Annotated in this window: 17 protein-coding genes; 5 read left to right on the top strand and 12 right to left on the bottom strand. The window is 38.4% G+C overall.

Annotation, left to right across the window (positions count from 1 at the left end; genetic code table 11):
• Positions 1-64 precede the first annotated feature (64 nt).
• From DLJ74_RS05980 to DLJ74_RS05995, 4 genes are all read left to right on the top strand, one after another.
• Entirely contained in the window at positions 65-2,353 is a 2,289-nt protein-coding gene (locus DLJ74_RS05980; RefSeq protein WP_109983746.1) for a ribonucleoside-diphosphate reductase subunit alpha, read from the top strand.
• Positions 2,354-2,407: 54 nt separating this feature from the next.
• Positions 2,408-3,457 carry a ribonucleotide-diphosphate reductase subunit beta gene (locus tag DLJ74_RS05985; protein WP_109983747.1) on the top strand — a complete coding sequence of 350 codons (1,050 nt, stop codon included), beginning with the start codon at positions 2,408-2,410 and terminating at the stop codon, positions 3,455-3,457.
• A 47-nt stretch (positions 3,458-3,504) separates the two neighbouring features.
• Positions 3,505-3,945 carry a flavodoxin domain-containing protein gene (locus tag DLJ74_RS05990; RefSeq protein WP_054787164.1) on the top strand — a complete coding sequence of 147 codons (441 nt, stop codon included), beginning with the start codon at positions 3,505-3,507 and terminating at the stop codon, positions 3,943-3,945.
• A 207-nt stretch (positions 3,946-4,152) separates the two neighbouring features.
• Positions 4,153-4,608, top strand: a complete 456-nt coding sequence (locus tag DLJ74_RS05995; RefSeq protein WP_054787163.1) for a DUF2269 family protein — start codon at positions 4,153-4,155, stop codon at positions 4,606-4,608.
• 10 nt (positions 4,609-4,618) lie between these two features.
• On the opposite strand, the gene DLJ74_RS06000 is transcribed toward DLJ74_RS05995, so the two are convergent.
• Together DLJ74_RS06000 and DLJ74_RS06005 are read right to left on the bottom strand one after the other, a co-directional pair.
• Positions 4,619-5,509, bottom strand: a complete 891-nt coding sequence (locus tag DLJ74_RS06000; RefSeq protein WP_109983748.1) for a TIGR03943 family putative permease subunit — start codon at positions 5,507-5,509, stop codon at positions 4,619-4,621.
• Between the two features lie 14 nt (positions 5,510-5,523).
• Positions 5,524-6,516, bottom strand: a complete 993-nt coding sequence (locus DLJ74_RS06005; RefSeq protein ID WP_109983749.1) for a permease — start codon at positions 6,514-6,516, stop codon at positions 5,524-5,526.
• A 205-nt stretch (positions 6,517-6,721) separates the two neighbouring features.
• Here DLJ74_RS06005 and DLJ74_RS06010 point away from each other — a divergent pair, with 205 nt between their 5' ends.
• The gene (locus tag DLJ74_RS06010) at positions 6,722-8,173 is read left to right on the top strand and encodes a Na+/H+ antiporter NhaC family protein (RefSeq protein WP_109983750.1); all 1,452 of its coding nucleotides are present in this window, start codon (positions 6,722-6,724) and stop codon (positions 8,171-8,173) included.
• 38 nt (positions 8,174-8,211) lie between these two features.
• Here the strand turns inward: DLJ74_RS06010 and DLJ74_RS06015 are convergent, their stop codons facing one another.
• From DLJ74_RS06015 to DLJ74_RS06060, 10 genes are all read right to left on the bottom strand, one after another.
• Positions 8,212-10,695, bottom strand: a complete 2,484-nt coding sequence (locus tag DLJ74_RS06015; RefSeq protein WP_245902285.1) for a LamG-like jellyroll fold domain-containing protein — start codon at positions 10,693-10,695, stop codon at positions 8,212-8,214.
• A gap of 551 nt (positions 10,696-11,246) precedes the next feature.
• Positions 11,247-11,747, bottom strand: a complete 501-nt coding sequence (locus DLJ74_RS06020; protein ID WP_054859725.1) for a hypothetical protein — start codon at positions 11,745-11,747, stop codon at positions 11,247-11,249.
• 119 nt (positions 11,748-11,866) lie between these two features.
• Positions 11,867-12,832, bottom strand: a complete 966-nt coding sequence (locus DLJ74_RS06025; RefSeq protein ID WP_109983752.1) for an NAD-dependent epimerase/dehydratase family protein — start codon at positions 12,830-12,832, stop codon at positions 11,867-11,869.
• A 120-nt stretch (positions 12,833-12,952) separates the two neighbouring features.
• The gene (locus DLJ74_RS06030; protein ID WP_109983753.1) at positions 12,953-13,480 is read right to left on the bottom strand and encodes a TetR/AcrR family transcriptional regulator; all 528 of its coding nucleotides are present in this window, start codon (positions 13,478-13,480) and stop codon (positions 12,953-12,955) included.
• Positions 13,481-13,526: 46 nt separating this feature from the next.
• The gene (locus DLJ74_RS06035) at positions 13,527-14,699 is read right to left on the bottom strand and encodes a pyridoxal phosphate-dependent aminotransferase (RefSeq protein ID WP_109983754.1); all 1,173 of its coding nucleotides are present in this window, start codon (positions 14,697-14,699) and stop codon (positions 13,527-13,529) included.
• Entirely contained in the window at positions 14,692-15,504 is an 813-nt protein-coding gene (locus tag DLJ74_RS06040; protein ID WP_054859723.1) for a carbon-nitrogen family hydrolase, read from the bottom strand. The genes DLJ74_RS06035 and DLJ74_RS06040 overlap by 8 nt, the downstream gene beginning before the upstream one ends.
• 84 nt (positions 15,505-15,588) lie before the next feature.
• A complete protein-coding gene (locus DLJ74_RS06045) occupies positions 15,589-16,623 on the bottom strand; it encodes a LacI family DNA-binding transcriptional regulator (RefSeq protein ID WP_109983755.1) in 1,035 nt (344 codons plus the stop codon).
• Between the two features lie 106 nt (positions 16,624-16,729).
• Positions 16,730-17,569 carry a sugar ABC transporter permease gene (locus tag DLJ74_RS06050; protein WP_109983756.1) on the bottom strand — a complete coding sequence of 280 codons (840 nt, stop codon included), beginning with the start codon at positions 17,567-17,569 and terminating at the stop codon, positions 16,730-16,732.
• On the bottom strand, positions 17,569-18,870 hold the full coding sequence (locus tag DLJ74_RS06055) for a carbohydrate ABC transporter permease (protein ID WP_109983757.1): 1,302 nt from the start codon (positions 18,868-18,870) through the stop codon (positions 17,569-17,571). Before DLJ74_RS06055 ends, DLJ74_RS06050 begins: the two co-directional genes overlap by 1 nt.
• A 218-nt stretch (positions 18,871-19,088) precedes the next feature.
• Positions 19,089-20,378 (bottom strand): sugar ABC transporter substrate-binding protein, encoded by a 1,290-nt coding sequence (locus DLJ74_RS06060; RefSeq protein ID WP_109983758.1) that lies wholly within the window; start codon positions 20,376-20,378, stop codon positions 19,089-19,091.
• Positions 20,379-20,569: the final 191 nt, after the last annotated feature.

Here is a 20,569-nt window from a genome sequence, read left to right on the forward strand (position 1 = left end):
TAAAAAGATAATGATATTTTCGCTCTGATATGGGCGCTTTTATTATGTATATGGAGGTTTTCTTATGACAACAGAAGTTCAATCAATGAAGCAAAGTGTTTCAAAAGCACTGGAAGAGGCGACAGAAAAATATGGTCTAGACACAAAGGATATTCAAAGTAAAATTAACGAATCCATGAAATCTCATGATGAATTAACACAGGAAGCACTATTCTATTCTTTGAACAGAATCTCCATGGATCAACCAAACTGGACGTTTCTAGCGGCACACTTACATTTAACTCAATTATACCAGGAAGCAGCTAAAAATCGAAGCTTTTCTGAAACAGAAAAATATGGTGATTTCTATTCCCTTATCCAAGCATTAACCGATAAAGGTATTTACAATCCTGAATTATTAGCTAGCTATTCTAAAGAGGAAATGGACGAATTACATAAAGCCATTGTGCCAGACAGAGATAAATTATTCAATTATATTGGACTCTTCCTTTTGGCTGATCGATATTTGGCACGTGATCATGACCGTAATTTATACGAGCTACCACAAGAGCGCTTCATGATTATTGCGATGACATTAATGAAAAACGAACCAAAAGAAAAACGTATTGACTTCGTTAAGGAAGCATACTGGGCTCTAAGCCATCTCTATATGACAGTAGCTACTCCAACATTATCTAATGCCGGGAAAAGCTATGGCCAGCTATCTTCCTGCTTTATTGATACAGTAGATGATTCCTTAGATGGTATCTATCTTAATAACTGGGATATCGCCCGCCTGAGTAAGGATGGTGGAGGAATTGGTATCTATTATGGCAAGGTTCGTGCACTAGGATCAGATATTAAAAAATTCAAAGGGAATTCCTCTGGTGTTGTTCCTTGGATTCGTCTGATTAACGATACGGCAGTGAGTGTTGATCAGCTGGGTCAACGTCAAGGTGCTGTCGCTATTTACCTAGACGTTTTCCATAAGGATATTATGAATGGATTTTTAGATCTGAAAACAAATAATGGGGATGAACGCCGTAAGGCACATGATATTTTTACAGGTGTTGCGATTCCTGACTTATTTATGGAGCAACTACAAGAAAAAGATGCGAATGGAAAAAGTATTGGGGAATGGCATACCTTCTGTCCACACCAAGTGAAGCAAATAATGGGCTGGAAGGACGAAGCTGGTAACCCGCTTGGATTAGAAGATTTCTATGATGAAAAAGATCATAAATATTTTACCGAGAAATATTGGGAGGCCGTGAATCATCCACTACTTCCTAGAAAAACGTATCGTGCGATGGATATTATGGCACGTATTATGGTAGCACAATTAGAAACAGGTACACCATATATGTTCTACCGTGATGAGGTAAACCGTCAAAATCCAAACAAGCATAAGCGCGGAATCGGTAAAACGTCTATTTATTGTAGTAACCTATGTACGGAAATTGCGCAAAACATGTCACCAACTACTATTTCAAAAGAATACCAAGATGAAGATGGCAATATTGTGATTGTCCGTAAGCCTGGTGATTTCGTTGTGTGTAATTTATCCTCTATTAACTTACCAAATGCGGTGCGCGAGAAAGTATTAGAGCGTCTCATCAGCATCCAGGTCAGAATGTTAGATAATGTTATTGACTTGAATACTATTTCGGTTGGGCAAGCACAGGCAACGAATAAAAAATATCGTGCAGTTGGTTTAGGAACTTTTGGCTGGCATCATCTATTAGCATTAGAAAGCATCCATTGGGAATCTGAGGAAGCGGTAGACTATGCTGATAAAGTATATGAAGATATTGCTTATTATACGATTAAAGCATCCATGGAATTAGCGAAAGAAAAAGGAGCTTATTCTGAATTTGAAGGTTCTGAATGGCAATCAGGTGTTTATTTTGATCGTAGAGATTATCACTCTGATCGCTGGAAGCAACTACGTGAGGAAGTTGCCGAAAATGGGATACGCAATGGCTGGTTGATGGCTGTAGCACCAAACTCCTCCACTGCAAAAATCGGCGGATCAACAGATGGAATTGATCCATTATATGCAGTAGAGTATGCAGAGGAAAAGAAAAACTTTAAATTTAAAGTAACTGCACCTGATTTAGACCACGTCACGTATAACTATTACCGCCGCGCACGCCATGAGCTTGATCAAGTATGGAGTATTAAACAAAACGCTAAGAGACAACGCCATATCGACCAAGCGATTAGCTTTAACTTCTATGTGCGCCACGATATAAAGGCAAAGGATTTACTCAACCTACACATTAGTGCATGGGAAAATAAATTAAAAACAACCTATTATGTTCGTAGTACATCACAAACAGAGATAGAAGAATGTGAAGCATGCCATAGCTAATTGTTATGGCTTCGCTTTTCTACTGATTGATATGAAAAAGGAGGCACTATCATCATGGCAAAAACAGACGAAACTTTAACGAAAATAAAGCTACTTAATCCGACATATCCGAATAAAGCAACAGGGATCATTAATGGGGAATCATCAGGACTATTAAACTGGAACGATATTGCTTATCCACAAATGTATGATTTGTATCAAACATTATTGTCTAATTTTTGGAAGGCACAAGAAATTAATATGCAGGATGATATTAAACAATGGGATCATTTAAGTGAAACGGAAAAAGATGTTTTCCTACGTATTAATACACAATTGGCATCACTCGACAGCCTACAAACACCGACAATGACACATGTAATGGACTATGTAACAGACTCTAGCTTCAAATCAATTTTTGCCGTTATTGCCCAACAAGAGGCTGTACACAATGAATCCTATTCTTATATCCTTAGCTCACTTGTACCATTACGAGAGCAAAACGATCGCTTTAACCAAGCGAAGGATGACCCAATTGTTCGAAAAAGAAATCAACTCATTTTAGATAGCTATGATGCTTTCCGAGATAATCCAACACCTCAGCGTCTTTTTGAGCTAGCGATTAACTCCATTAACTTAGAAGGTATTTATTTCTATGCAGGATTTGCCTTCTTCTATCATTTAGCTCGTCAACAAAAAATGTTAAAAACAAGTACAATGATTAGCTATATCCAACGTGACGAAATGCAGCATGCTTATTTCGTTTCACAATTTGTGCGCATTCTACTTACGGAAAATCCGGAGTTAAATACAAAAGAAAATATTGATTTTGTTTACAAAACAATCGATCATGCTGTTCAATTAGAGAAGGAATGGGCAGACTATATTTTAAAGGACATCGATGGAATTAATCTGGAAGAATTCCATGGCTATGTAGAATATTTGGCTAACAAACGTTTCCGCCAAATTGGACTTGATAATTATTATCCAGACCGCGAAAATCCGATGGCATGGATTCATGTTTTTAGTGATGAAATGATGAATGAAACCAAATCAGATTTCTTCGAGCAAAAATCTCGTACGTATACAAAGGTTTCCTCATCTAATGGTTTTGATGAACTATAAGGGATTTTTTATCTAGGCGATCATTTTATAACAAGGAGGTTTCACCAATGAAAGCAGCCATTATCTATACATCTGTAACAGGAAATACATCTACCCTAGCTGAAATCATTCATGAAAAAATGGAAGCACGTGATATCGAAACAGATCTCCTACTAGTGGATGAATGTGATTTTAGTACACTGAAAGAATACGACATGATAGCAGTGGGAACATACTCGTGGGATAATGGAGAATTACCGCTTGAAATGGAAGACCTTTTTGAAGCATTTGAACAGGAAGATATGAAGCATGTGACCACAGGTGTGTTCGGAACCGGTGATAGCTTCTATCCATATTTCTGTGGTGCTGTTGATATTTTCCGTGACATGCTTTATGTGCAAACAAATCTTGCTGTCACCTTAAAGGTCGAACTTACTCCACAAAATGATGACTATTTGCGCTGTGAAAAATTCTGTGATCGTCTAGCACGCGAGCTCGTCTATGCATAAGAATGGCTTAACTATTTGACATCTATCTAAAAAATCGATAATCTTATTTCAAGATCGCAAGCAAAATATTTTGTTTGCGATTTTTACATATTCGAGCTCCACTGCTATTTTGCGAGATTCTGGATTATTTTTGCAACTTCGGCTACTTTTTTGCAGCTTCGGCGATTATTTTTGCAACTCTGGCAATTTATTAAGAGGGTGATCAAGATGGAATCCATCTATCCAATACTAGTACTGATTCATATCATATCTGCGATTGTTGGCATCGGGCCTGGCTTTGTATTAACAAAAATAATTAAGTCGGCGAAAACGATGGATGAAATTCGTTATGCTTTTAGGTTAAAAAAGAGAATTCATGTATTCGTCATGACTGGTGGCATTCTACTGTTAGTCACAGGGCTGCTGATGGGGTTCATCCATCCAATTTTATTTAAACAAGGCTGGTATTTGACAAGCTTAACGCTCTATTTTATTGCGATTGGACTTGGACCAACGTTATTAAAAAAATATGCAGCACCGATTAATGAGATGCTGAAAACACATAAGGGAGACGATGTACCAGAATCTTATGCCGATCATGTTCAAAAGCTACTACGTACAGAATATGTGGAAAACACGTTGCTACTGTTTATTATTATAATGATGATACTGAAGCCATTTTAAGACAAATCCCCTACCCTCCTCCTAGAACTTGTATATTTAGTGGATAGACATAGGGCTGCTCTGGTTGATCGATTGTCTGGTATTCCTCTATTTCTAGTAAAGGGATGGACGTGCCCTGGTATTCCGTTAGACGAATTGTTCCTGTCACCTCCATCCACGTATCCTCACTCACCGTCATTTCCTGATCAAATTCTGCTAAAAAGCCGATCAAGCCTGCATCTGCTATACAATGTGTGATCAAAAATCTACCAATAACTAGCTGATTGGATGCAAAGTCTTGCTCTCGATAAACAAAACCATTTAAGGTGATTTTTCTCCCATTGAACATATTTATATTTTGTGTGACCTCTTGGTAGATGAGGGCATACAGGGTATCTTCCATTTTCAGATGGGGTTGATGGAACAAATCCTGTTGTATCCACTCATACTCCTCTTTTGAAACCTTATTCTTATAAACATTTGGATCTATTTGATTTGGATCATTCGTAGGTAGAGGCGCAGATTCAACCTCTCTTTCTCCTTGGTTCCTTAAGGAAAGTGTTGCCCCCTTATTCTTAGCAATGGAAGCATCTAATGTTGCAAATGGTAGAAGGAAGCCCGTTGCTAATGGAAAAAGGATGATGAGATAGCTGATTACTTTTTTGATATTTATCGGCTTGTCACCATGATCGTGTCGATGATCTGTATGCTCACAATGGATATGGTTACTTGATACTGAGAAAATGCGAAAAAGCTGCACGAAAGACAGAACGAAGAAAATGGTAGCCCCTATCATACTTAGCGTCTCGTACTTCGGATTGATGAGCTGTAGTATTTCCCCACTATGATGTAATCGATAAATAAAAAATGCAAACAAGAAAAGGATGATCGCTCGTACTAATTGCTGGACATTTATTTTCATCTACCTCCCCTCCATTAAAATAAGAGTTGCCAGCAGCTGATGCTGATAAATACAATGACTGTTACGATCATGACAAAAGCAAAGACAAATCGTGCTTTGAACACACTTAGCATCATGAACGTATTTTTTAGATCAATCATCGGTCCATAGACAAGAAAACCGAGTATGGCACCCTTCGGAAAAATATTGCTGAACGAGGAACCGATAAAAGCATCCGCCTCCGAGCATAGGGAAAGGAAATAGGCTAATCCCATCATAACGAATAAGGAAGTGAACGGCCCGTCCCCAATCGAGACAAGTAGCTTGGTGGATACATATACTTGAACAAAAGCGGCGAGAAATGCTCCAATAATTAAATATTTGCCCATATCAAAAAATTCATCTACCGCATGAAGCAATGTTTTTCTTGCTTTGGTTAGAAGGCTTGTCTCATAATTAATCTGAGTGGTTGTATGGACAGCTTCTTGTTTTAATTGATTGGTTCGATAGAGAAGGCTGATGATAAATGCGATAATAAGTGCTACAATAAAACCAATTCCCATACGTAGTAAAGCAATTTCTAGGTCATTTCCGAATGCCATATAGGTAGAAAAAATGACGATCGGATTGATCAAAGGACCTGTAAGAAGAAAACCAATCCCCGCAAAAAGTGGTACACCTTTAGCAATTAATCTACGAACAATAGGAACAATTCCACATTCACACGCTGGAAATAATGCCCCAACGACACAGCTCATTAAAATCGCAGCATATTTGTTTTTTGGTATCCATCGCTTCAATTGATTTTCCGTAATAAACATTTGAATAAAACCAGCAATCAACACACCTATTAAAACAAATGGCAGCGCCTCAATTAATATACTAAGAAAGATCGTATTCATTTGATAAAAGGAATCAGGTATTTGAAAAACGCTGTTGTTTGGATTAAGACTAACAAGACAAACAACAGCCGCAAATAATAACAAGAGACAACTATCAATCGTAAGAGAGGACAGGTTTCTTTTCATAGCTTCTCCTTCCATTTTTTTATTAAAACGTAATCATTACGATTCTATGCTAGATTCCCGAATAATAGAACCAAAAACTAGCATTCTATTCTGTTTTTATCTTTAAAGCTGATTATGGTACAATGTTACACGTTATCTGTTTTTTTAATAGTTTCTTCTAAGATAGAATAATATAGAGCAGGTTTGGTTATAAGGAGGGAAATACATGTCACAAGAAAATTTGGCACGCACAACAGGTGATCGAAAAATAAATCAGCTAACCTTTCGTCTTGGCCCATTGGGTGCTGCCATTCCTTTATTGTTTTTTGTTATTTGGGCCATCACAACAAGTGTTCTTCAATTATCATCTGAAATCGGCTTAGTGCTTGGAGCTGTATTCGGTATTACACTAGGATTATTTTTCTGTAAAAGTAAATGGGCTGATTATGCACAGGGGTTATTTGACGGACTTGCGCAACCAATTGGAGTTGTAGCAATGGTTGCATGGTTCTATGCAGGGATGTTTGCACAAGTCCTGCAGGTAGGTGGTTTAGTAGAGGGCTTAGTATGGATTGGATCGATTACTGGATTTACTGGTGGATTATTTGTTGGCATGACATTTGTGCTTGCAGCGGTTTTTTCTACCGCAGTCGGAACTGGGTATGGTACTACAGTTGCTTTCTGTACTTTAATGTATCCAGCAGGGGTTGCAACGGGAGCTGACCCAACGATTCTATTTGCTGCGATATTGGCAGGAGCGGTTTTTGGTGATAACTTAGCACCTGTTTCCGACACGACAATTGTTTCTGCTACTACACAAGATGCAGATGTCCCGGGTGTTGTTCGTAGTCGATTCAAATATGCAATTGCTGCCGCTATCCCGACACTCCTTTTATTCATCATTTTTGGTGGTGGAGGCACCATAGAAAATCAGGCGAGTATTGAATCTACAACAAGTCCTACTGGCTTAGTAATGCTGATTCCATTTGCGATTGTTTTAATCTTAGCTCTTTCAGGACATCATATTATTACATCACTGACCTGGGGGATTCTAGTAGCAGTCGGGACGATTGCTCTGTTCCCAATTGGTTCTATTGGTGATATTCTAAGCTTTAATCCTGATTCTGATAGCATTGTCGAAGGCGCCTTAATAGACGGTATTAGTGGTTATATTAATATGGCCATCCTTATTCTATTAATCGTCGCTGCTGCCCATCTTCTTAAGCTTGGTGGGACAATGGAGGTTATAACTAAAACCTTAGTAAAATGGATTAAAAACTCTGTAAGAAGAGCAGAACTTGCCATCTGGAGTATTGTCGCATTACTCAACAGTGCGATTACGATTAATACTGCTGCTGAAATTGCTGCAGCACCTTTCGTTAAAGAAATCGGAGAAAAATACCATATCCATCGCTATCGACGGGCAAATATGCTAGATGCGGTCACTTCTGCATTAGGTTATATTTTTCCTTGGGGAGCGCCAGTTTTACTCGGCTGGTCTACGATTACGATGATGAAGGATACGTATGAGTGGTTGCCTATCGTTGCACCTACTTCCGTATTCCCCTTCGTCTTTCAAGGATGGTTCCTCGTTATTGTCATGCTTGTCGCGGCACTTACTGGCTGGGGACTACGTTACCAAGGCAAAAATGGAGAAGAATTAAAAAAACAAAAATAAGCAAAAGGATCGATGGGGGCTCCATCGATCCTTTGTTTTTATGATTGACTGAGCTCGTCTAGTTGATTTGGCGATAGTTCTCCTTGATAAATACGTAAATCATCGATAGCACCTTTAAATGGTGAATCCCAATGATTCACTGCTAGCCCAAAATCTGCCTCAGCATTGGTGAAAATATCAGGGAAATTAGCTCCTGAAAATTCCTCTTTTCCATTTAGATAGAGCTTAACCGTTCCATTGCTAACCGTAAATGCGACATGTGTCCACTCATTTGTTTTGATTTGGTAGCTAGCAGGTGCATCATACCAAGCTTCCCCAGACCAAAGCATTGTATTATCACCAGTTGGTCCTTTCGGAACTAAACTAAGCCAACTATCGGCTGTTCCACCAAAGAAGGTGGTCGTATAAGTGGTCAGCTGTTCTGGTTTCACCCAAAAGGAAACGGAGTACTCATGACTTGTAATAAGATCATCAGGTAATAAAATACCAGATTCCCCATCAAAATAGACAGCCTCTCCAGCTACCCCTTGCTCGTAGGAGATAGATCCACCAGTATTCGTGAGTCGATCACCAGTGACCGTCCCACTACCAAAATCACCATGCTGATCTGTTAAACTACCATCAAAAGAAAAATGGCTCGTCATCGATGCATCCTGATATGGCAATACCGTAATATCAAATGACTTTGTTGCTGACTCACTTCCTTTTGTGATCGTAGCTGTTAATGTTGCTGTAGATGGCCCTTCATCTGCAGATGGTCGATGAATCTCACCTGTATTCGTAATCACCAATTCATCGGAAGTTTGCCATACAATGGCAGCCCCTGTCGTGCCCTCGGTTGGAAGCACTAAATGACTAACCACCTCTGATGTGTTCCCAAGATCTAGATCCTCTACAATTGCTTGAACTACCTCTTCATCAAATCTGTTTTCTTGTTTACTACCCCAAACGGTTATTCCTTCATCAGATAATGCAGTAAAGGTCATCACATATTTTTCAGCTGCTGGATCCCACTGTGGAGCGAATACCCCTTTATATGTTTGACCATCCAGTGTTAATTCCGCTTGATTGTGGCTTGTTTTTTTCCAGCTACCTTCTACGGCACCTGTTACTTTGTTATTTTTGTGCAAGGTTATATACTCTGATTTTACTATCTCGCCAGAATATTCATTACCATGGTTGATATATTTATAGATTCCAGCAATGTCTTTTCTATTCACCTTTTCTAATTGCTTACCAGTATAGCGGAAAGGTGAAACAACTGGCCATCCCTCTTCATTCATGAAAATGGAGTGAATCCTTACTTCATGTGCTTCCCCTTGATTAGGAAAACGGGTATGGAAGACTAAAAGTTGCTCGTTTGTTTCTTCATCTACATAAACCGAATTATGACCAGGAGATTTATAGCCGAAGCCCTCTCCTTCTCCAGGGTCGCCTACTTTTTGATCAAATAAGAAATTCCCCATTATTTTATTTCCATAAGTATGATTAGATACATTACCTGGTAGTACCGCATCTTGTCCCTTTGCATCTAGATAAGGCCCATCTGGATTTTCGGAGCGGAATACACGCATATTATAGCCCCCATCAGCGCCTAACCATCCATACGTTACGTATAGGTAGTAGTAGCCTGTTTCTTGGTTATAGACAATGTATGGTCCTTCTCCAGATTTAGTATAACCCCCAGCTATTTTCGTGCCGAAATAGCGATCAATCATTCTACCATCCTTTGTTTGTCCATCTTCTCCAGGATGAATTAATTGACCCGTTTCTTTATCAACCTCTAGTAAGAAAATACCTCCAGACCATGAGCCATACGTCATCCAGAGCTTGCCATTCTCGTCATAGAATAAGTTGCCATCAATAGCATTCGGATACATCGCATTATTATAGGAACCATCACTATTAAACCAATTTTGATTTTCTGCTGTTAATGTTCCTTCCTCAATCATAGGTTGAATATTCGTGTTTTCCCACTGTTTATTTACATCACTATTGTTATCATATGCCTCATGCTCAGTAAATCCAGAATAAACGACTGTATCCACATATTCATACGGACCCTCAATCTCCTTTGATACAGCGTAACCGATCGCAGAGCGTATATACGTTGAGGATGCACTATAATAAATCATATAAGCCCCTTTGGAGCCATCCTCATTGACGTAATCCTTATTGTAAAAAATATCAGGCGCCCATACGGCAAATCCACCTGCACTATCGGCATCATCCTCCCCTGCCCACTCGAAGGATCCTGCCAAGTTTTCTGAAAGGTCTCCATAAAGTGCATTATTCGGTGTTGTATAACCATTAGTGAATCTCTCCCAGCTCATCAAATCCTTTGACTTCGCCGCTTCAATATGCGTCCCAAATACATAATACGTATCCCCCTCCTTAATGATCGAAGGGTCATGTACAGATACATCTTCAAAATTTGCTGGAGGGCCTTCCAAGGATTGTTCTGGTTTATTACTATTTTTATCCTTCATACTAGCACCTACTGTTGACGGAATAATGATCATTGCAAGAAATAATAAAAAAGCCTTAGAGAAAAGTGATTTCACATTTCCACTCCTTTCCATAGTTTAGATCTTACAGGTCTTACCATTACTAATTACTGAAGTATTGCATCCCCCCTTTCAAATAGTAAAAATAAGATTGAATTCGCTTACATAATATGTATGATTAATTTATTAATTAATTAAATTTTATATATTCAGAAAATACCTTTTTAGAGTTTACTTAATTGTTAAGTTCATAAACTATTTATGTATAAAAATATATTCATAGATTAACAATAGGATACAACAAGTTATCGCTATTTTCAACAAAAAAATAAAAATGTACGTACGAATAAAAAGACCTATATTCATAGGATCATAGATTAAAAAATACCACTTCACATGTAAAGTAGTGAAATGGCCGGACAAAGTTATCTGTACAAATTTTGATATTTTTTATTGGGAGAAAAGCGAATTTTAGCGAGATACAATTGTGCCTTTTCAAAAATTTAAGTAGTGATCAAATGTGCATTAAAAAAGGCAATCGCTTAGTAGCGATGCCTCCAGATTGATTACATCATTTCTTCTATACTTCCATTTTCTTTATTCACAATATACCAGCCCATTGTAGCTGTATGACTAACGTCTCCATTGGATACGGATTCGTACACTTGGATCACATAATTTCCATTCTCGTCCAAATGGTCGACAACGACATTAATTTCGCTATTTGCTCCAATTTGCAAGTGTTCTTTCACTTTATTTATGGCGACGTCCTCTGTTATTTCTGTATTTTCTTCTTTATCAGAAGGTTTTTCAGAGCCATCTGTATTTTCACCTGCTTGTTCTTCATTTGACGGCACACTTACTCCATCTTCCTCTAGTTGTTGCTCTTCTGTTCCCTCTTCTTGATCAGTTGGATCTTGATTTTGTTTGGGATCGTCTGTAGTTTGCTCTACTTTATTCTCTGAATCGGTTTCTTCCTGCGCCTTCCCTACTTGTTCCTCTTCATTTTGTGTACAGGCAACTAATACAAATAATAGTAAAAATAAAGATAATATTTTCTTTTTCAATGTCACCAGCCCCCTTTTTCTAGTATATTTTTACTACTTTTCGTTTCTACTCTAATCATAGCAGATTCCACTTCATGATGACAATTAGTAAATAAGGGTAGTTATTGATTGATCAATTACTAAGGGTGAATTCTACCTCTCTTTAATGCATAAATTGTCTCACTAATGCCTTGTTCAAATGGGGTTTGAGGGATGGTACCCAATTTATTCTTTGTCTTTTCTCCGTTTAGTACAAAAGGTTCTTCTGTTAAATAGAGCATTTCCACTACTTCCTTCATGACAGGCTGAAACAACCCCAAGATAGAAAGACTAAATTTTCCAAGTGGTAAAACTATTTTGTTCGATCCATTCACTTGTTGTGCAATTTTAACAATGTCCCTTCCTGAAATGAGCCCGGGTCCAGGAATATGCCAGTTTTGGCGATAAGCATCGTCATGATAAGCAAGTTCTAGAATCATTTTTGCAGCGTCTGGTAAATAGACAAATTCCCGGGGTATCCTCATATTTCCAAGGAAAAAAGTGGATTTATTTCTTGCGATATCCTTCATCGTCATTCCTAAATAAGAAGCATCATTAGCTGTTGGACCATAGTAATCTGGCAATCTTACTATCATTGGCATTGCATTAGCAAAGCGATTATCGAAGACTAAATTTTCATAATCTAATCTTACCTTCCCTTTTCTTGTATGCGGATTTTTCGGATGAGCTTCTGTTGCCGGTGCCATTGTTCTTTTTCCATAAGGATATATTCCATCTGCAACAATTACTTTCTTTTGGAACCGATGAGCGAATGTCATCACACTTTCCCCAAGGTCTAGTAACTGCTCCTCCATTTTGTGATAGGGAACATTTGCACAATGGAAAATAACATCTGCATTTATCCCTGCTTTTTCGAGATCTGTTGTCTTCATTGCATCCCCAACTGCCAATGTGAACAAATGTGGATGATGGAGTTTCGATTTTAATTGTTCCAATTTTTCCTTTGAACGGCCAAAAAGGATAGACTTCACTCCTCTAATGTCTAATTCATTTGTAATAGCAGCCCCTACACCGCCAGTTGCACCTAGAACCATTGCTACTTCCATTTGTTCTTCCTCCTCCTTTTTAGTGATTGATTAATCACTAACTAAATCCAAGTATAATATATAGTTAGTGATTAATCAATCACTTTTTTATAATAAAAAGAAGATAAGCGTATAAATCACTTATCCCCTTTTTTTATGAAGTAGTTCAGGCATGTCTAATGCCATGGATACATTACAGAGCATTCCTCTTGCCAAAAAGAGAAAAGCCCGCTCCTCTGAATTTTCTATATTTGCTTCTTTAAAAGCATCTACAACCAATGAATTCACCTCTCGAAATCCCCTTTGCATTTCTGTACGAATGGAGTCATCAGGAATGGTTTGGGACTGCATTTGCAAGAGAATCTCACTTTTATAGGATCGTAAAATCTCTTCATAGGCCTCGATTAGCTCCCATTCTAATTTGTCTGCTGAAGTTATCTCTACCGTTTTTCGAAAGCTTTTGATAATTCTTTCCCAAGATAATTGAAGTGCATTTAACAATAGCTCTTCCTTTGAAGAAAAGAATTTAAAAATGTACGGTTGGGAAATACTTGCTCGCTCTGCTACTTTTGCTGTTGTAGCACGATAATATCCAATTTCTGCGAATACTTCGATAGCAGCAGATAATATTTCATTTTTGCGATTTGTTTTTTTTGATTCTTTTTCCAATCTTTCTCAACACCTTTTTTTAGTAGTTAGAGATTTCCTCATCATTCTAAAACAAATTCAATTGCCCAATTCGTGCCACTGCGGCCACTAGACGCTCTTCCTTATCCAACAGACCAATCCTTACAAAGCCCTCTCCCGCTTGTCCAAAGCCAATTCCTGGTGCAGTAACGACATGTGCCTTTTCTAATAAAAGCTCCGAGAATTGCTCTGAAGTATAGCCTTCTGCGACTGGCATCCAAACAAAGAAAGACCCTTTTGCCACTCCTCCATGCCAGCCTATTTGTGCAGCAGCCTTCAGAAAAGTCGCTCGTCTACCTTCATACACTTGGTTATTTGTTTGCATTGCTTTTTCACCGTGAAGTAAGGCTTCCTTTGCTGCATATTGAATCGCACCAAATATGCTCACATAGAAATGATCCTGCATTCGTTCTATGCTCTCAATTACGGAGGCATTTCCTACAGCAAAGCCGATTCTCCAGCCAGCCATATTAAAGGTTTTCGAGAGGGTATACATTTCCACCCCAATATCCTTTGCCCCTTCTGCCTGTAAGAAGCTTGGTGGCTTCCTATCCTCAAAGCCGATTGCTCCATAAGCAAAATCATGGACGACACAAATATGATGCTCTTTGGCAACTGTGACAGTTTCTTCAAAAAATTCCAGTGTTGCCGTGGCTGCTGTAGGGTTATTGGGATAATTTAAAAACATTAATTTAGCACGATCCAAATCCTCTTTATCCATTAAACCATAGTCAGGTAAAAAATCATTTTCCTTTAACAAAGGCATATAAACTGCTTGCGCATTGGCTATAGCGATTCCAGACATATAATCCGGATAGCCTGGGTCTGGAACAAGCACCCGATCACCAGGATTGAGGAGACATTGGCTGATTTCTACTAGACCTGTCTTCGCACCAAATAAAATCGCTACTTCTTTGTTTGGATCAAGATTGACGCCATACTCTCTCAGATAAAATTCCGCCACTGCCTCCTTTAAAAAGGAATAGCCTTGAAAGGGCGGATATTTGTGAAATTTTGGATTTTTACTTGCTTCTTGTAATGCCTTCACAATAAATTTAGGTGTCGGGAGATCAGGATTCCCTTGCCCTAAATTAATAACATCATGCCCCTCTACTACTAAGGTTTGCACCTTTTTAACGAGATTTGCAAAAAACTGCTCTGGTAATCTTTTTAAAGTGTCTGAGACGTCAAATTTATGCATGGAAATCTCCCTTCACTGATTCATATAAATGTGGGACACGACTTGTAAATATCGGAATGCTTTTACGTGTTTCTGTCACTTTTTCTAGCTGTAGTGTCACATGGAGGCTCGCTTCTTTTTCACTCGGACCACTTGTAACAAGCTTACCTGCAGGATCAATCACAAGTGATTCGCCAGCGAATTGTGTTTCCTTACAACTGCCAGAGCTATTCACTGCAATGATGTAGCATTGATTTTCAATCGCACGAGCATGCAACAGATACTTCCAATGCTCAATCCTCGCGCTTGGCCATTGGGCTACAATATGGATTACCTTTGCACCATTTAATGCTAATGGTCGTAATAGCTCAGGAAATCGGAGATCATAGCAGATGACTACTCCCATCTTCACCCCATCTAATTCAAAATGACCTGCTTTATTTCGACCACCTTCTAAGTACTTAGGTTCATCGAGCATAGGAACTAAATGAATTTTGTCATATCGATGAATGACCTCTCCTTCTCGATTCAACACAAAGCTAGAATTATAGATCCCGTCCTCTTTTTTATTGGCGACAGAGCCGCCCACTATATTAACGGAAAATTCTTTCGCTAAATTACTTAAAAATGGAATCGTCGCTTTGCCATTTTGATCAGCTATTGGTTCTAATTGGTCTAGGGCATAGCCTGTGTTCCACATTTCTGGTAGGACAATGGTATCTGGCTTTGTCTCCATCATTTGCTTTTCTATCCAACTAGCAATCTTCTCGCGATTTTTTTCTGGGTTTGCCACATGGACATTCATTTGATATAAGGCATACTTCATCCAATCACACCTACTAATGATTTTCTTTCTATTGTAAATCATTCGACCAAATAAAGAAATATAGAAAAACCGATAAGCTTTAACTCATCGGTTCTTCCCGTCTAATTCTTTTGTCGACTGCCTATATTGAATTTCGTATGGAACAATAATACGCTTTACTGGCTCTTCTTTATTTTTCGTTCTTTCAATTAAACAACGTGCGGATTGAAATCCTAGCATATAGATTTGAATATCCACCGTAGTTAATGGAGGTGTAGTAATCTCTGATAAATAAAGATTGTTAAAGGATGTAATCGAAACATCCTCCGGACAACTTAAACCTAGCTCTTCTAATGTACTAATCACCCCAAAGGACATTAAATCATCCGCTACGACTAATCCAGTTGGCGGTATATCCAATGCGAATAATTGCTCTACCGCGTCGCGTCCCCCTGATTTCAGAAATTCAGCATGGGCAAAATATTCCGCAGGTAGCTCTAAATTTGCTTCTTTAATTGCCGTTTTATAGCCATTCAGACGGTCAATCGTTACCGTGAGCTCAGGTGCTCCACCAATAAAGGCAATATGTTCATGTCCTAAATCGATTAAGTGGTTGGTTAGTTCCTTACTAGCCTTTACGTTATCATTATCGACATAAGTAATTTCATTTTCTTGTTCTTGCGGTTTACCAACAATGACAAAAGGGAAACCTTTCTCGATTAAAAATTGTTGAACAGGATCAGCAATGCGAGAATAGAGCAGGATAATTCCATCTACTCGGTTCCCATTCACCATCCGCTTTACCTCTTCAAATACCTCTTCTTCATTTCCTCCTGTCGATACATACAAGGAATATTCTGTCTTATGCGCATAGGCGCCAATTCCTCGTAATACCTCTGGAAAAAAAGGATTTTGGAGCGCTTTATCGGCAGAGGATGGCATAATAACACCGATTGCTTGAGACGACCTAACCGCTAAATTCCGCGCATTAAAATTTGGATGGTACCCCAAATCCTTCATTGCTTTTCGCACACGTTTTTTTGTTTCTAAACTGATCCTTGGATTATCTGCAATCACTCTAGAAACGGTGGATGGTGCTACTCCAGCCTTTTTTGCCACATCTTTTATTGTAACTCCCATAAACGACACCTTCTACCAATCTATTCTTATCATTTGTGAAGCTTTCTTCATATTAGCAAATATCAAGTCTCCCCTATTATAATCTATTTTGCTTATCTGGGACACCCTACCCTTTTGTACCACCAGCTGTTAGCCCCGATATGAGGTAGCGCTGCAAGAATAAATAGATTGCTGCGACAGGTACGGCGATAAGAATCGAGCCTGCTGCAAATCGTGTAAAGTTATTGGCAAATTGATCATTAATAAAATTATAGAGGCCTACAGCCAATGTGTAATTTTCCTGACTAGACAAAACAATGGATGGCAATAAGAAGTCAAACAATGGCATCATAAAGTTAAACAAGGCAACAACAGCTAAGATAGGCTTCGCAAGTGGGAGCATCACACTCCAGAAAACACGGAGATGTCCAGCACCATCAATTCTAGCAGCCTCATCTAGCTCTCTTGGTATCGTATCAAAATACCCTTTCACTAACCAAGCATTAAATGGAATTTGTCCACCTAAATAAACAAAAATTAATCCGGTTAACGTATCGAGTAGCCCTATCATGTTTAGAAAAATATAAAGGGCAACCATTGCCATCATTACCGGGAACATTTGTAGTAAAAGGAACACATACAGCCCATTTTTTCGACCGACAAACTTATATCGGGAAAATGCATAAGCTACTAAGGAAGTTAAGACAACACTCCCCAAAGCAACGGATATCGATACAATCATCGAATTTTTATACCAAATTAAATAGTCACTTTGTTCACTAAAAAGCCATTTGTAATGCTCAAACGAGAAATTTTCTGGTATTAAAGAAGAAGAATATAAGCTATTCCCTTGATTTAGTGACATGCCAATTGTCCAAATCAATGGATAAAAAATAATGATCGATGTTAGGATGATAACGAGATACATAAAGGTTAGTTCTACAATCGATTTTTGCTTCTGATTCATTAAATTTCACCTTCTTCTTTAAATGATTTCGTTTGTCTAAATTGGTAGAATGCAAATCCAGAAATAATCAATCCCATGATCAAGGAAATAACAGCTGCCATGGCATAATTATTCGTATCAAAGGTTAGCTTATAGACCCAAGATATGAGGATATCCGTCCCACCTGCGTTTTGGTTTCGCACTGGAGGTCCACCTTCATTAAACAGGTAAATAATATTAAAGTTATTAAAATTCTGTGCATATTGCATGATCAGTAGTGGCGCTGTTGCAAACATCACGTGAGGAAAGGTAATGTATCGGAATTTCTGAAAACGAGTTCCTCCATCTACGTCAGCTGCCTCGTACCAATCCTTCGAAATACTTTGTAGAACCCCTGTAAACAATGCAAAGATAAATGGGAAGCCTAGCCATGTTTGAATCAAGATAACCGCCGTACGGGCATAAATCGGTTCACTTAGCCATGGGATACCATCTCCACCGATAAGTGGAATAATGATATCTCGGTTAATCGCTCCAAAATCGTCATTGAACATGGCAGAAAAAATGAGAATGGTCACAAATGCAGGAACCGCCCATGGTAGGATAAAAATGGTTCGAATTAATTTTTTAAACCGTATTCTCGGATCATTCACGATTAAGGCTAACACTAGCCCAACCGCAATTTGTAAGGTGGTAGCAATAACTGTCCATACAATCGTCCATGCCAGTACACTGACAAAGGTTTCCTGCCAAATAGGAACGGTCACTAATTCTGTAAAATTGGTAAAGCCGACCCAATCTACTAGATTACGAGGTGGAGAATTATAAAGATTGTAGTTCGTAAAAGCTAGTAATACGGAAAATAATAATGGAAAAATAACGACAAATATCATTAGCAAAAGGCCAGGAAAAGTCATCAAATAAGGAAAGGCACTATCATAAAAATCGATAATCGTGTCCTTGAATCCCTTTGGCTTCCAGCCTTCCTTCAGCTTTTTCGCTTGTTTTCTTGCATCAATAATATTAAAGATATACAACACAAGTAGAAAAACCGTGGCAATTAAGGACAACACACCAAACACGAGTAATCGAACCGAATGATCTGTACCCGGTATCGTTCCAAGTGTCCTTAGTCCCCATAATCCAAAATTGATGGAATCAAGTAGTGTTAAGAGAAACGCTACTTCTAATAAGATGAAGATAAATCCTTTTAAAAATCGTCGATTATATAATTGACCAAGCCCTGCAAAAATAATCGATAAAAGCGTTGCTATCGTTGGGTTATGATTTTTAAAAGGATGGTTACTTATTTCTTTTTTCAACAGAATTACCCCCGTTCATTGATGAAAAATACATCCATGTATAAGTGCTACGTTACTTTGCTCTTGGCACATTTTATTAAGTCGGGCTCACCATTATAGGATTCAACTCACATTATGGTATAGCAAACGCCCAAAGCTCTTTACCTCACCACAATAGGAAGCTTTTTTGTCATACTTAGAGGAGCGGGTATCAGACACCCAACTCCTCTAAAAAGTTCTTACTGAGCTCCACCGCTTGCTTCAATATTGGAATGAATATATTCCACTGCCTCTGTTAACACTGATTCAGGATCTTCCCCTTCCGCTAAAAATTGTAGAGCATTGTTCATTGGTTCCCACACTTGTGACATTTGTGGGGTACTTGGCATTGGCACACCATTTTCGATTTGTCCACTAAACGCAGCATAAATCGGGTCTTCAATCGATGCTAAAGCATTGGTATTGGTTGGAAGCTCCCCTGCCACTTCAAAATACTTTTGTTGGTTCACTTCATTTGTAATAAATAACGCTAGATCTGTTGCCCATTCCGTATTTTCTGAGAAGTAAGAAACCATCCATGATTTCACACCAACCAGTGTAGACGCAGGTTTACCATTAATTTCAGGGAAAGGTACAAAACCAAGCTTATCCCCTAGCGCTTTTTGGTAGCTAGGTATACTCCAAGGTCCATTAATCACAGCACCGATTTTTCCTTCTGTAAACAATCCATCAATAACATCCGTAGTAGTAGATGCTGGAATCATCCCATCACCAAAGAAAGATTGGTATAACTCTCCACCTTGAATCGCTCCTTCATTAGCTAAGCCTACATCCGTGATATCATATTCCCCTACATCACCACCAAAGATATACGCACCATAGTTCTTAAAGAATGGATAAGCAAAATATAAGTCATTAGGCTTCATTAAAAATCCGTATTTATCCTGTGATGCATCGGTATGTTGTTCCAAGGCTACTTTCAAATCTTCGATTGTACTAGGCTCTTCCGTTATAATATCTTTATTATAAAAAATCCCATATGTTTCAATAACAGCAGGTACACCATATAAATCTGTCTGACCATCATACTCATAAGTAACCGCATCCAATGAAACTTGGCTATAGGAGGCTTGATCTGATTCTTCTATTTCTAATGGTTGAGCGAGTCCTTGAGCGACAATATCACCTATACGATCATGTGGTTGAAAGTATAGATCGGGACCTCTTCCTTCTGGTCCAGCTAGTGCCAACTCATCTAGTTGTTCTAGCATCGATTTCGCCACAACGTTCACCTTAATTCCTTCTTCTTCCTCATATTTGGCAGCGATTTCTTCAATAGCCTGTAATTGCTCTTCTTCGTCATTTGCCCAAATCGTCAGTTCTTCAGGCTTATTATCAGAAGCTTCATTTGTTGATTCTTTACTACCTTCACTATTACTTGCCTCTTCTCGGTCTGGTGCACATCCTACTAATGCTAGAAGGGCAATCAATAGAACCCCAATTGAGAATAAAAATGTTTTCTTTTTCATTTCTAACTCCCCTTTTTATTTAATTTGCGCAATCGCTTGCACTTAATTGTTTACATTATACATCCGCCACTTATTTCGCGCAAGCGTTTTCTTTTTATTTTTGTATTTTAAATTTTTCCTTCATTAAATAACCTTTTTAATAAAATTTTAAAACATATTTTATATTGACTTATTTTATACTTTCTTGTAAT

Source organism: Gracilibacillus dipsosauri, from assembly GCF_003176895.1.
In the GTDB taxonomy this organism is placed as follows: Bacteria; Bacillota; Bacilli; order Bacillales; family Amphibacillaceae; genus Gracilibacillus; species Gracilibacillus dipsosauri.